Below are 12,679 nucleotides of genomic sequence, written 5' to 3'. Positions count from 1 at the left end.
TTACCGCGCGCTCTTCTCGTCTCAGGCCGTCGCCGGCTGTGGCTTGGACTCTGCCTTGGGCACACCGATCCGCGCAGCGCTCTGACGGCGCCAATTCTCCAGCGACAACGGCAGCTCCTCGGCGGCCTCAACACGGTTACGGCCGCTGCGCTTGGCCTGGTACAGTGCGGTGTCGGCCGAGGCCAGCAGCACCTCGAGCTCGGTGCCGGCGGGGCCGCCGGCCACGCCGATGCTGACGGTGGTGTCGACCGGGCCTTCATCGACCACGACGCCGGAGGTCTCGAACGCTTCGCGCACGCGCTCGGCGACCAGCACCCCCTCCTCCAGTGCGCAGGGCAGCAGTGCGGCGAACTCCTCGCCGCCGATACGGCCCGACAGGTCCGAGATGCGCAGATTGTTGACGACCACGGTCGAGAACAGCTTCAGCATCTCGTCGCCGGCGGGATGGCCGAAGCGGTCGTTGATCGACTTGAAATGGTCGATGTCGAAGATCATCACGGTGACGGGCCGGCCGCCCTTGGCCTCGCGCTCGATCACGCGCGCGCAGGCTTCCGAGAAGCCACGGCGGTTGAGCATGCCGGTCAGCGGATCGGTCGACGCCGCGGTGCGGTGCGCGGTGACGGTACGCTCGGACACCAGCATGAAGATCACGAACACGGTGCCGACGGCATAGAGCACGAGCTCGACTGCGAACACGGTGACCCAGACGCTGTGGGAGAAGCCGGCATCGTTCGGGCGCAGGAAGCTGCCGAGCAGGATCGGCAACATCAGCACGCAGCCGTGCATCACCGGCACCACGAAGGCCGGCCAGCGCCGTTGCAGGCTCTTGCGCCGCTCGACCCAGAGCTCGCTCGCGGTCAGCGCCGCATAGACCGAGACGATGCCGGCGCCGATGATCATGCGCAGCATCGACGCGGCGGGATCGAGCAGCAGCACCGTCGCGACCCAGGCGAGCGCGCCGAGCACGAGGCCGGGCCAGTTCGGCTTGCGGCCGTGGAACACGCGCGCCGCATTCCACACCATGCCGCAGGCAACGAAGCCGACCGCATTCAATGCGAGATACAGGTGTGGGCCGAGCTTGTCGCCGGTCGCCGTCCACAACGCGACGGACGCCGCGCCGAGCAGATAGGCGGTGCCCCACCATTTCAGCGCGGGGCTGTTCTCCTGTCTGCCGAAAAACACCATCATGGCGCCGAGCAGTGCGGCGACCATCGTGGCGACCAAATAGAGCGTGATGCTATCGAGCGACATCATGTCAGCCCCCTCTTGAACATAGCAGTTACGCGATCGGCACATCCGATTTGCGCGCCCTTCCAGATGCGACGCTATGTCCCGCGAGTTCCATTCAGGTTTTCATCCGAGGCCAAGTTTTCGGGAAACTCGTCTTCAATTTGCGTACAAACGAACAACAAAAAGGGCGCTGAAATCAGCGCCCTTTTGCATTTCATTGAAGCCGCTTTCGCGGCGAATGTGACCGAAGCGATTAACGCTTCGAGAACTGGAAGGACCGGCGGGCCTTGGCCTTGCCGTACTTCTTGCGCTCGACCACGCGGGAGTCGCGGGTCAGGAAGCCGCCCTTCTTGAGCACGGTGCGCAGCTCGGGCTCGAAATAGGTGAGCGCCTTGGAGATGCCGTGACGGACGGCACCGGCCTGACCGGACAGACCGCCGCCGGCGACGGTGCAGATCACGTCGTACTGGCCGGAGCGCGCGGCCACCGAGAACGGCTGCTCGATCATCATGCGCAGCACGGGACGAGCGAAATAGACCTCGACCTCGCGCGAGTTGACCGTGACCTTGCCGGCACCCGGCTTGATCCAGACGCGGGCGACCGCGTCCTTGCGCTTGCCGGTGGCGTAGGCGCGGTTGAACTTGTCGACCTTCTTCTCGTGCTTGGGCGCATCGGGCGCCACCGCGGTCTTGAGCTGCGAGAGCTGGTCGAGCGACTGAATGGATTCGGCCATGATTATGCGGCCCTCGTGTTCTTGCGGTTCAACTTGGCGATGTCGATCTTCTCGGGCGTCTGGGCCTCGTGCGGATGATCAGCACCGCCATAGACGCGGAGGTTGCCCATCTGGACGCGACCGAGCGGACCACGCGGGATCATGCGCTCGACGGCCTTCTCCAGCACGCGCTCGGGATGCTTGCCTTCAAGGATCTGGCGCGCGGTGCGCTCCTTGATGTGGCCAACATAGCCGGTGTGCTTGTAATAGGTCTTCTGCTCGCGCTTGCGGCCGGTGAGGACCGCATGCTGGGCGTTGATGATGATGACGTTGTCGCCGCAATCAACGTGCGGGGTGTAGGTCGGGAGGTGCTTGCCGCGCAGGCGCATGGCAACGATGGTGGCGAGACGGCCGACGACCAGACCCTTGGCGTCGATCAGCACCCACTTCTTCGTCACCTCGGCCGGCTTTGCCGAAAAGGTTTTCATGTCAGAGTTTCCGTGGACGGGGAATAGCGGCGCGAACACCGCACCGGACTGCGCGGGTTTCTAGAGAAGACACGCGCAACGGTCAATGCCCAGCGACGCAAATTACATCAACAAAATCAGTATCTTGAAATTAAGGTGCGATATTACCTGCGAAAAGCTCAAATATTTGGAATGGAATAGGTCGATGTGACGTGGGCAATCGGATCGGGGGACGTCCCGGACAGCAGCTTCACCTCCCCGACCGCGAGGCGCTTGCCGAGCTTGAGCAACCGGGCCTCCGCCAGCACGTCCTGTCCCGGCTGGCCCTTGCGCAGAAAATTGATGTTGAGATTGGTGGTCACGGCGAGCCCGACCGGGCCGATGGCCGACAGCAGCACCACGTACATGGCGAAATCGGCCAGTGCCATCAGCGTCGGGCCTGAGACGGTTCCACCCGGCCGCAGCATCCGTTCGCTGAAGCGCTGGCGCAAAAGGCAGGTCTGGCCGTCCGCGCTCTCGATCGTGACGTCGTCGCCGCCGAACGCCTGGGGAAACTCGGCACGGAGAAACTGCTCGACCTCCGCCACGCTCATTTTCGCTGCCGCCATGCTGTTCCCCACCCTCGCTTCACGGGACCTGTTACATTAGGTTATCTGCATCATCCAACTGCAATAATCCAACCGGAAACGCCTTGATGTCCACCCAGGCCGCCCGCGCCTCGTCCCCGCAACCGCCAATTCTGCTGCGCGAAATGGTCGGCGCCATCGCGGTGCTGACCCTCAACCGGCCGGCAGCGCGCAACAGCCTGTCGGAAGCGATGATCGCCGGCCTGCATGCCGAACTCGACGAGATCCGCGACAACAAGTCCATCCGCGGCGTCGTGATCGCCGCCAACGGTCCCGCCTTCTCCGCCGGTCACGACATGAAGGAGCTGACCGCGCGCCGCAGCGATCCGGATCGCGGCCGCGCCTATTTCGCTGAACTCATGAACGCCTGCAGCGCGATGATGCAGGCGGTCGTGCGTCTGCCGAAGCCGGTGGTCGCTTCGGTCCAGGGCATCGCGACCGCGGCCGGCTGCCAGCTCGTGGCGAGCTGCGATCTCGCGATCGCATCGGATGCGGCGAGCTTCGCCACACCCGGCGTCGACATCGGCCTGTTCTGCTCGACGCCGATGGTGGCGCTGTCGCGCAACGTGCCGCGCAAGCAGGCAATGGAGATGCTGCTCACCGGCGAACCGGTGCCGGCTGCGCGCGCCCGCGAGATCGGCCTCGTCAATCGCGTCGTCGCCGCCGGCACCGAGCGCGACGCCGCGATTGAGCTTGCGCAACAAGTCGCGCTGAAGTCCGCCTACACCGTCAAGCTCGGCAAGGAGGCGTTCTACCGTCAGGCCGAGATGAGCCTTGCGGACGCCTATCGCTATGCGGCAGAGGTGATGACCGAGAACATGATGGCCTGCGACGCCGAGGAAGGCATCGGCGCCTTCATCGAGAAGCGCACACCGACATGGCGGGATGAGTGACATTCGTCATTGCGAGCGAAGCGAAGCAAGCCAGAAAGCCCTCCACGGAAACAGACTGGATTGCTTCGTCGCTTTGCTCCTCGCAATGACAAGGAAGAAGAACAACAGATGAACCACGACGCCTATCCCGACAATTACATCCGCGGCATCCTCAACAGCGTGAAGTCGATCGCGATGGTCGGCGCCTCGCCGGTCAATGTGCGGCCGAGCTATTTCGCGTTCAAATATCTGGCGCAGCGCGGCTACGACATGATTCCGGTCAATCCCGGTCATGTCGCCAAGGAGCTGCTCGGAAAGCCCTTCGTCGCGTCGCTGCGCGACATCGGACGTCCCGTCGACATGATCGACATCTTTCGCAACTCCAGCCACATCATGCCTGTCGTTGAGGAAGCCCTCACGCTCGATCTGTTGCCGAAGGTGATCTGGATGCAGCTTGGCGCGCGTGACGATGCGGCGGCGGAAAAAGCCGAGGCTGCGGGTATCAAGGTCGTGATGAACCGCTGCCCCAAGATCGAATATGGCCGGTTGTCGTCAGAGATCTCCTGGATGGGCGTCAATTCGCGCACGCTCAGTTCCAAGCGCCCGCCGGCGCCGACGCAGGGCATGCGTCTATCCCTCAATCGGATGAGCGTCGGCGGTGGCGACACCGCGGCCTCCGATCGCGCGGCCAAAAACAAGAGCGAGCAAAGCTGACTCAATTGCGAAGGATTCGTTTCGCGAACGCGACACTGCGTAGCACGATCGTTGCGATGTGAAGCCGCGGCTTGACGGCAGGCGCTGTCACGATCAGCATGCCGCGCGATTTCAGACCACAAGAACAGGACGCCCTCAATGAGCGATCGCCTTCCGGGATTTTCGACCCTCGCCGTGCATGCCGGTGCACAGCCCGATCCGACCACCGGTGCGCGCGCGACGCCCATTTATCAGACGACATCCTTCGTCTTCAACGATGCCGACCACGCCGCCTCGCTGTTCGGCCTGCAGGCGTTCGGCAATATCTATACCCGCATCGGCAATCCGACCAATGCGGTGCTGGAAGAGCGCGTCGCCGCGCTCGAGGGCGGCACCGCTGCGCTTGCGGTGGCCTCGGGCCATGCCGCACAGGTCGTGGTGCTGCAGCAATTGCTGCAGCCGGGCGACGAGTTCATCGCCGCGCGAAAACTCTACGGCGGCTCGATCAACCAGTTCGCGCATGCGTTCAAGAGCTTTGGTTGGAACGTGGTGTGGGCCGATCCCGATGACGTCGCGAGCTTCGAGCGCGCGGTGACGCCGCGCACGAAAGCGATCTTCATCGAGTCCATCGCCAACCCGGCCGGCAGCATCACCGACATCGAGGCGATCTCGACGGTGGCGCGCAAGGCGGGCGTGCCCTTGATCGTCGACAACACGCTGGCCTCGCCCTATCTGATCCGGCCGATCGACCACGGCGCAGACATTGTCGTGCATTCGCTGACGAAGTTTCTCGGTGGCCACGGCAATTCGCTCGGCGGCATTATCGTCGATGCCGGCACCTTCGATTGGTCGGCCGGCGGTAAATATCCGATGCTGTCGGAGCCGCGGCCGGAATATCACGGCATCCGGCTCCAGGAGACGTTTGGCAATTTCGCCTTCGCCATCGCCTGCCGCGTGCTTGGCCTGCGCGATCTCGGGCCGGCGCTATCGCCGTTCAATGCCTTCATGATCCTCACCGGCATCGAGACTTTGCCGCTGCGCATGCAGAAGCACTGCGACAACGCCAAGGCGGTCGCCGAATTCCTCGCCGGCCACCCCGCAGTGTCCGCGGTGAACTATGCCGGGTTGGCAAGCGACAAGTACAACCAGCTCGCGCGCAAATACGCGCCGAAGGGCGCGGGCGCCGTGTTCACCTTCAGCCTGAAGGGCGGCTACGACGCCGGCGTCAATCTGGTGTCGAAGTTGCAGCTGTTCTCGCATCTGGCCAATGTCGGCGACACCCGTTCACTGGTGATCCACCCGGCCTCGACCACGCACAGCCAACTCGACGACGCCGCCAAGATCAAGTCCGGCGCAGGTCCCGACGTGGTCCGGCTCTCGATCGGCATCGAGGACAAGGAAGATTTGATCGCCGACCTGGAACAGGCGCTGGGCGCGTAATCTGCCCGTCATTCCGGGGCGCGCGGAAGCCCCAGAATGACGGCTCCAGTTAACAGTCATTAACCACACCTGCCGCATACATCGTCACTGGATCGCCCCTTTTGATTCGGAGCCGACGATGCTGCGCTGGATGGTGCCTGCCCTTGCCGCGACGCTGACCATCTCCGGCGCCTTCGCCGCCGACCTGCCCACCATGCCGAAGCGGCGGGTTGCGGTTCCGCCGCCGGAGCGACGAGTGTATGTCGAGACAGATCAGGATGCGCTGATCTCGCCGGCCTATGGCGTCGGCAGTTACGTCCGCAACCTGCCGGGGACGCCGCTCCTGCCAGGCTCCAACACGCTGCCGGGCTATTACGGCCGCCCCTGGGATTACGACTATCAGGGCCCGTACTACGGCGGACCGCAGGTCAGCTATTTCTGGCGACTGCCCTACGCCTGCGGCGTTTACGGCTATTGCTGATCAGCGATCAACCAGCCTGGCCGAGCGGGACCGTGCGTGACTGCGCCTCCGCAGATTGCCGCGATGACAAGCGCTCCGCCTGCATCACCGCAAGCGTGAGCACGGCGATCGCGACCGCCTGATGCGAGAGCGCGAGATCGATCGGCACCTGGTTGAGCAGCGTCAGGATACCGAGCACCGCCTGCACGCTCACCGCCGCGAGCAGCCAGAGCGCGCCGCTCGCCGCCGAGCCTGCGCGTGAACGCAGCGCGTCGAGCGCATGCAGCGCCGCCAGTGTGAACAGCAGATAAGCGGTCATGCGGTGCTCGAACTGCACCGTCAGCACATTGTCGAACATGTTGCGCCACCACGGCGTCTCGAACCACAGCCGTTCCGCCGACGGAATGAAGGCGCCGTCGATCTGCGGCCAGGTGTTGAAGGCGCGTCCGGCGCGCAAACCCGCGACCAGTGCACCGAAATAGATCTGGATGAAGGTCACGATCACCAGCACCGCGCTCGTGAACCGCAGCCGCGCCGGAACGGCAAGTTGCGGCCGATCGGCGAGCCGCCGCACCGTCCAGACGATGCCGGCGAAGATCAGCAGCGCCAGCACCAGGTGCGTCGCCAGCCGATATTGCGACACCTCGACCCGCTCGGACAGCCCCGATGCCACCATCCACCAGCCGACCGCGCCCTGGAGGCCGCCGAGCGCGAACAGCAGCCACAGCCGCCGCTTCAACTCACCGGGCAGACCGCCACGCCACAGGAAGAACAGGAACGGCAGCAGATAGGCGACCCCGATGAAGCGGCCGAGCAGCCGGTGGCTCCATTCCCACCAGAAAATCTGCTTGAACTCGGAGAGCGACATCCCGGCGTTGAGCTCGCGATATTGCGGGATCTTCTTGTAGGCCTCGAAGGCGTCGGTCCACTGCGCGTCCGACAGCGGCGGAACGCTGCCGGTAACGGGCTTCCACTCGACGATCGACAGGCCGGATTCCGTCAGCCTCGTCGCGCCGCCGACCAGCACCATCAGTGCGATCAGGGCGGCCACGGAAATCAACCACCAGCGCACGGCGCGATGCGGGTTGGTCGGGGCGGAATTCGTCGTCATTTCAAGGGTTAAAACCAAAGCTTGAACCGGACTGCGTGCCCCTTATAGTCCCCCGCTCCCGCAGCGCAAGTTACGCGAAAGCCGCAGTTCTCCGCCATGAATATCCGCACCCGCAAGTTCCTCGGCGCCATCCTGCTCCTGGTGCTGGCCACGGTCTGGGCCCTGCTCGGCATGGCGGCGGCGCAGATGCCGTGGATCGCCGAGTCCGGCTGGCGGCAGGCGATCTACTACGTGGTGGTCGGCATGGGCTGGGTGCTGCCGGCCATGCCGATTGTGAGCTGGATGCAGCGGCCCGATCGCGCCTAACTCCGCAAACGCGCTTGCGCGTTTGTCGGATGCGAAGGCTCTAACCATCGCTGAGTCAGCTCGTAACGCTGCCCGTCGGTTTCACCGGCGCGAAGGCGACGCCCGACACCAACACCCGCATCATGCGCAGCGAGCGCACCCTTCCGTCCCAGGAAATTCGCGGCAGCGCGCGCAGATTGGTGCGCCCTTCTGCGTCCACGATTCCGGGAATCGTGGACACCGCGCTGGCAAAGCCGGCCTCCTCCGCCATCACGACATGATTGCGCCGAAACGAGGTGCGATCGCCGAACGGAAATGCCAGATGCCGGATATCGCGGCGGAATGACGCTTCCGCCACCGCCTTGCCCATCGTCATCTCGCGCAGCGCGGCTGCGTCCTTCATGGTGGCGAGAACCGGATAGTTCACGGTCGCGCTGCCGATCGTGACACTCGGATCGGCCGCCAGCTTGGCCAGATCCTCCCAATCCATCGATGCTTCGCGCGAGAGTGCGGCGAGATCGATCCGGTAGCGCGTGCAGAGATCGGCGATCGCCGCCGACAAATCGGCTGGTGCCAGCGAGCGCAGCCAATTCTCGAGATGCGAAAACAGCGCCTGCTTCTCGGCATTGCCCGTCACGGTGAAGCGTTGCTCCTTGTCGTCCATCATCAGGCTGATGCGGCTCTCGCGCGCGATCACCTGCTCGAGCCCGAGCCACCAGGCTTCGCCGACGCCGTCGGGAAAGGCGGTGGGAACGTAGAGCGTGAACGGCACGGCGTAGCGCGCCAGCACCGGATAGGCAAAGCGGATGAAGTCCTTGGGCGCACCGTCGAAGGTCAGCGCCACGAAACGGTGCTTCTCCGGCAGCGTTACCGCGCGCCGGCAGACCTCGTCCATGCCGAGAAAATCATAATCCCAGCGCTTCAGCGCGCGAATGGCGCGATCGAGAAATTGCGGCGTGATCTCGTTTTGTCGCAGCGGCTGGAATGCGCCTCTCCGCCGCGGTCGCACGCGCTCGAAGCGCAGGATTGCGCCTGCGCCGCGGCTGCGCAGCAGCGGTCGGCCGGTGAACCAGGCCAACTCGAGCCGCAACCGCTCCAGCCATCTGTCGTCGGATGCCAATATCCCACCTTCGCGTTCGCCGGCGGCCCGTTTCCTCAGCTATTGTCATTACCCTTTGTTGACATTTATTTGCAAAGGTCGGCCACAGGCCGAAATACGTATTCTTCGTTTTCTCGACAGGTTTGGCGGATGACCATGGCTGCGGCGATGCAAAGCCGGACGGCAGAATCGCCAGCGCGGTCGAAAGCGAGCCGTATCGCGCATGTCGACCTCATCAGCGATATTGCAGAGGCCGAGACGGTCTGGCGTGCCCTCGAGGAGCCCGGTCATCTCTTCACGCCCTATCAGCGGTTCGATCTTCTGGGTTCATGGGCGCGATCGGTCGGGGAACGCGAAGGCGCCCGTTCCTGCGTCGTGATCGCCCGTGATGCCGAGCGGACGCCGCTCGCGCTGCTTCCGCTCGCGCTGCGCCAAGGCCACGGCTTGCGCACGGCCTGCTTCATGGGCGGCAAGCACACGAGCTTCAACATGGGGCTGTGGAACGCCGAGTTCGCAGCACAGGCTGTTGCCGCCGATCTCGACGTGCTGTTCGCGCCCTTGCATGACCAGGTCGACGTTCTCGCGCTGACGCAGCAGCCGCGGCGCTGGCATGACCAGCAAAACCCGTTTGCGCTGCTGCCGCAGCAGAGCGCGATCAACGGCTGCCCGCTACTGGCGATGGAGCCGGGTGGCCCGCCCGCATTCCGGATCAGCAACTCCTTCCGCCGCCGGCTGAAGAGCAAGGAGAAGAAACTCCAGGCGCTCACCGGCTATCGCTATCACCTTGCCACGACGGACGCGGACGTCACCCGCCTGCTCGACTGGTTCTTTCGCGTCAAGCCGGTCCGGATGGCGGAGCAGAAGCTCCCGAACGTCTTTGCCGAACCGGGTGTCGAGCAATTCGTTCGCAACGCCTGCCTCGCGCCGCGCGGTGAAGGCCGCGTCATCGACATTCATGCGCTCGAATGCGACGACGAGGTGATCGCGATCTTCGCCGGCGTCGCCGACGGCCAGCGCTTCTCGACGATGTTCAACACCTATACGATGTCGGAGCACGCCCGCTACAGCCCGGGCCTGATCCTGATGCGCTACATTATCGACCGCTACGCGGAGCGCGGCTATCGCTCGCTCGACCTCGGCATCGGTACGGACGAGTACAAGCGCATGTTCTGCAAGGACGACGAGGACATCTTCGACAGCTTCGTGCCCTTGACCTCGCGCGGCAAGCTCGCAGCGATGGCGATGTCCTCACTCAACCGCGGCAAACGCCTGGTGAAACAGAACCAGATGCTGTTCGACCTGGCGCGACGGCTACGGCAAGCGTTCGGCTAGGCGCCGAAACGCTTCCCTTCCCTAAGCCGCCACCACGCGTGGCGGCGTCTCGCCGGCATCCGACGGCTGCACCGGCCGGCTCAGCATCGTCACCTCGCTGAAGCCGACGGCCTTGAGCTGCTCACACATCAGCACGCGTGCATCCGCCTCCATCGAGGCATCCGGCACCACGACGGCGCGGGCATTCGCCGTCAGCAGCTCTGCAGGCAGGTCTTCGGCGCTGCCGGCGTCCACAAGCACGTGATCGTAAGCGCGCAGCAAGGCGTCGATCGCGAGCGTCACCCGCGGCGACTGCAGCAGGCTGCGGTCGAAGCCGGGACGGCCGGCCATGACCAGGTGCAACCGCGAGAGCTTGTCGCGCGTGATGATCTGCGCAAACGAGGCCTGCCCCTGCATCAATTCGGCAAGACCGGGCGCCGTCGGATCGACGGCAACCGCCGCGATCGTCGGCGAGGACGCGGCGAGATCGACCACGACGACGCGCGCATCGCGCGCGAGATGGCGGGCGAGCGTCAGCGTCGACAGCGTGATGGCGTCGCCCGAGGCGGTGCCGAGCACGGTGACCTTCTTCGCGGCCGCACCGGCGGCGCGCAAGCTTTCGGCCAATTGTCCGATCTCGACGAACTCGTTGACATCGGCGCCGGACATCATGTCCGGCTGCAGAGGCGCAGGCACCTCCTCCACCACGGGATCGACGACCGGCTCACGGCGAGTCGTCAGCGCCGCTGGCGCCAGTGAGGCAATGGCGCGCGGCGCGGTCTGGCGCAGGAGCTCGCCGGTGACGACGAGGCCGGACGAGAGCAGCAATGTCGCCAGCGTCGCGATCAGCACGATCGGCAGCTTCTTCGGATAGGCCGGCGTGTTGGAAACAATGGCGCGCGAGATGATGCGGCCTTCCGCCGGGGCGGAATCGATGCTCTCGCGGGTGCTGGCCTCGCGGTACTTCCCGAGATACGTCTCGAGCAGGTCGCGCTGCGCCTTGGCCTCGCGCTCGAGCGCGCGCAGCTGCACGTCCTGACCGTTGGTCGAGGTCGCCTGCTTCTTGAGCTGCTCCAGGCTGGCGGTCAGGCCGTCGACCCGGCCGCCGGCGATCCGCGCGTCGCTTTCGAGCGAGCGCGAGATCTTGGCCGCCTCGTCGCGGATCTGATTGTCGAGATCACCGAGCTGCGCCTTCAATTCCTTGATGCGCGGATGATTGCCGAGCAGGGTGGACGACTGCTCCGCGAGCTGCGCCCGCAGGGTCACCCGCTGCTCGGACAATCGCCGCATCAGCTCGGAGTTCACGACCTCTGATGCCTCGATCGGCTTGCCGCTCTGCAGCATCTCCTTGATCAGCCGCGCCCTGGATTCCGCATCCGCCTTCATCGAGCGCGCGTTGTTGAGCTGGGTGTTGACCTCGCCCATCTGCTGGTTCGACAGCGTAGTGTTGTTGGTCCCGACGAACAGCGACGATTTGGAGCGGAAGTCCTCGACCTTGGCTTCGGCGTCGGAAACCTTCTTGCGCAGGTTCTCGATCTCGCCCGAAAGCCACTGGCTGGCGTTGCGGGCTTGTTCCTGCCGCGCATTCTGCTGGAGCACGAGATAGCCGTCGGCGATCGAATTGGCGACGCGCACCGCTAGTTCGGGATCCTGCGACTGGAATTCGACCACGATCACGCGCGACTTGTCGACGGCGTAGGCCTGGAGGCGATCGTAATAAGCATCGAGCACGCGCTCTTCCGGCGTCATCGAGAACGGATCGCGGCCGATGCCGACCATCGCCGCAAGCGATTTCAGCGGCGACACGCCTTGCAGCACCGGATCGAACTCGGGGCGCTCGGCCAGCTTGTCCTTCTTGATGATCTCGCGCGCGAGATCGCGCGACAGCACGAGCTGCACCTGGCTGGTGACGGCCTCGGGGTCGAGCGCCTGCCGCTCTTCGGTGCTGCGGTCGCTGCTTGGCCGCAGGAAGACGTTCTCGCGGCCGTCGATCAGGATACGCGACTCGGATTTGTAGCGCGGCGTGATGAGATTGACGATGGCAACGGATGCGACGAGCGCAAGCACCGTCGGCACGATGATCCAGCCGCGCTTCCGCGCGAGCGCGCCGCCGAGCGCATGCAGGTCGATGTCACCGGATTCGGCCGGCGCGGGCTGCGCAACAGCCGGCGCGGGCCTGGCTTCCACTCTGGGCTTGGTCTCAGGCCTGGCTTCGTGCCTGGCCTTCGAGACGGCTCGCTCGATGACGGCCTTGTCCTTGCCGGCACGCCAGAACGCTAAACGCATCGAACACTCCCGCAGGGCAACGCCACTCGTGTACCTCGATGGGCCCGATTACACTCCATTAAGGTTGCCGCTGGGTTAATCGCGACGTCTCGGGGGCAGCACACGCGC

Annotated in this window: 13 protein-coding genes; 6 read left to right on the top strand and 7 right to left on the bottom strand. The window is 64.8% G+C overall.

Features of this window, described 5'->3' with window-relative positions:
- Positions 1–21: 21 nt before the first annotated feature.
- The 4 genes from K3F49_RS26455 to K3F49_RS26440 all read right to left on the bottom strand — a co-directional run bounded on the left by K3F49_RS26455 (position 22) and on the right by K3F49_RS26440 (position 3,017).
- Positions 22–1,254, bottom strand: a complete 1,233-nt coding sequence (locus K3F49_RS26455; protein ID WP_234683858.1) for a GGDEF domain-containing protein — start codon at positions 1,252–1,254, stop codon at positions 22–24.
- Between the two features lie 229 nt (positions 1,255–1,483).
- Positions 1,484–1,963, bottom strand: a complete 480-nt coding sequence (rpsI, locus tag K3F49_RS26450) for a 30S ribosomal protein S9 (RefSeq protein WP_166097019.1) — start codon at positions 1,961–1,963, stop codon at positions 1,484–1,486.
- A gap of 2 nt (positions 1,964–1,965) precedes the next feature.
- Positions 1,966–2,430 carry a 50S ribosomal protein L13 gene (gene rplM, locus K3F49_RS26445; RefSeq protein WP_091965253.1) on the bottom strand — a complete coding sequence of 155 codons (465 nt, stop codon included), beginning with the start codon at positions 2,428–2,430 and terminating at the stop codon, positions 1,966–1,968.
- Positions 2,431–2,588: 158 nt separating this feature from the next.
- Positions 2,589–3,017: a PaaI family thioesterase gene (locus K3F49_RS26440; RefSeq protein ID WP_234683857.1), complete on the bottom strand. Its 429-nt coding sequence runs from the start codon at positions 3,015–3,017 to the stop codon at positions 2,589–2,591.
- Positions 3,018–3,103: 86 nt separating this feature from the next.
- On the opposite strand from K3F49_RS26440, the gene K3F49_RS26435 reads away from it, so the two are divergent.
- The 4 genes from K3F49_RS26435 (at position 3,104) to K3F49_RS26420 (ending at position 6,500) form a co-directional block, all read left to right on the top strand.
- Complete coding sequence (locus K3F49_RS26435; RefSeq protein ID WP_234683856.1) at positions 3,104–3,928, top strand: enoyl-CoA hydratase; 825 nt, start codon at positions 3,104–3,106, stop codon at positions 3,926–3,928.
- A gap of 108 nt (positions 3,929–4,036) precedes the next feature.
- Entirely contained in the window at positions 4,037–4,621 is a 585-nt protein-coding gene (locus tag K3F49_RS26430; protein WP_234683855.1) for a CoA-binding protein, read from the top strand.
- A gap of 138 nt (positions 4,622–4,759) precedes the next feature.
- On the top strand, positions 4,760–6,040 hold the full coding sequence (locus K3F49_RS26425; protein ID WP_234683854.1) for an O-acetylhomoserine aminocarboxypropyltransferase: 1,281 nt from the start codon (positions 4,760–4,762) through the stop codon (positions 6,038–6,040).
- Positions 6,041–6,158: 118 nt separating this feature from the next.
- Entirely contained in the window at positions 6,159–6,500 is a 342-nt protein-coding gene (locus K3F49_RS26420) for a hypothetical protein (RefSeq protein WP_234683853.1), read from the top strand.
- Positions 6,501–6,507: 7 nt separating this feature from the next.
- Here the strand turns inward: K3F49_RS26420 and K3F49_RS26415 are convergent, their stop codons facing one another.
- Complete coding sequence (locus K3F49_RS26415) at positions 6,508–7,590, bottom strand: COX15/CtaA family protein (protein ID WP_234683852.1); 1,083 nt, start codon at positions 7,588–7,590, stop codon at positions 6,508–6,510.
- A 96-nt stretch (positions 7,591–7,686) separates the two neighbouring features.
- Between K3F49_RS26415 and K3F49_RS26410 the strand changes: the two genes are divergently transcribed.
- Positions 7,687–7,896, top strand: coding sequence for a DUF2842 domain-containing protein (locus tag K3F49_RS26410; protein WP_234683851.1), 210 nt, complete (start codon positions 7,687–7,689; stop codon positions 7,894–7,896).
- A gap of 55 nt (positions 7,897–7,951) precedes the next feature.
- Here the strand turns inward: K3F49_RS26410 and K3F49_RS26405 are convergent, their stop codons facing one another.
- On the bottom strand, positions 7,952–8,995 hold the full coding sequence (locus K3F49_RS26405; RefSeq protein ID WP_234683850.1) for a polysaccharide deacetylase family protein: 1,044 nt from the start codon (positions 8,993–8,995) through the stop codon (positions 7,952–7,954).
- A 129-nt stretch (positions 8,996–9,124) separates the two neighbouring features.
- Here K3F49_RS26405 and K3F49_RS26400 point away from each other — a divergent pair, with 129 nt between their 5' ends.
- Entirely contained in the window at positions 9,125–10,306 is a 1,182-nt protein-coding gene (locus K3F49_RS26400) for a GNAT family N-acetyltransferase (RefSeq protein ID WP_234683849.1), read from the top strand.
- 21 nt (positions 10,307–10,327) lie between these two features.
- Here the strand turns inward: K3F49_RS26400 and K3F49_RS26395 are convergent, their stop codons facing one another.
- Positions 10,328–12,571 carry a GumC family protein gene (locus K3F49_RS26395; protein WP_234683848.1) on the bottom strand — a complete coding sequence of 748 codons (2,244 nt, stop codon included), beginning with the start codon at positions 12,569–12,571 and terminating at the stop codon, positions 10,328–10,330.
- Positions 12,572–12,679 lie beyond the last annotated feature (108 nt).

Source organism: Bradyrhizobium monzae, assembly GCF_021458635.1.
GTDB lineage: Bacteria > Pseudomonadota > Alphaproteobacteria > Rhizobiales > Xanthobacteraceae > Bradyrhizobium.
The sequence above is the reverse complement of the archived record's forward strand: the minus strand, read 5'-3'. Positions and strand labels throughout refer to the sequence as shown.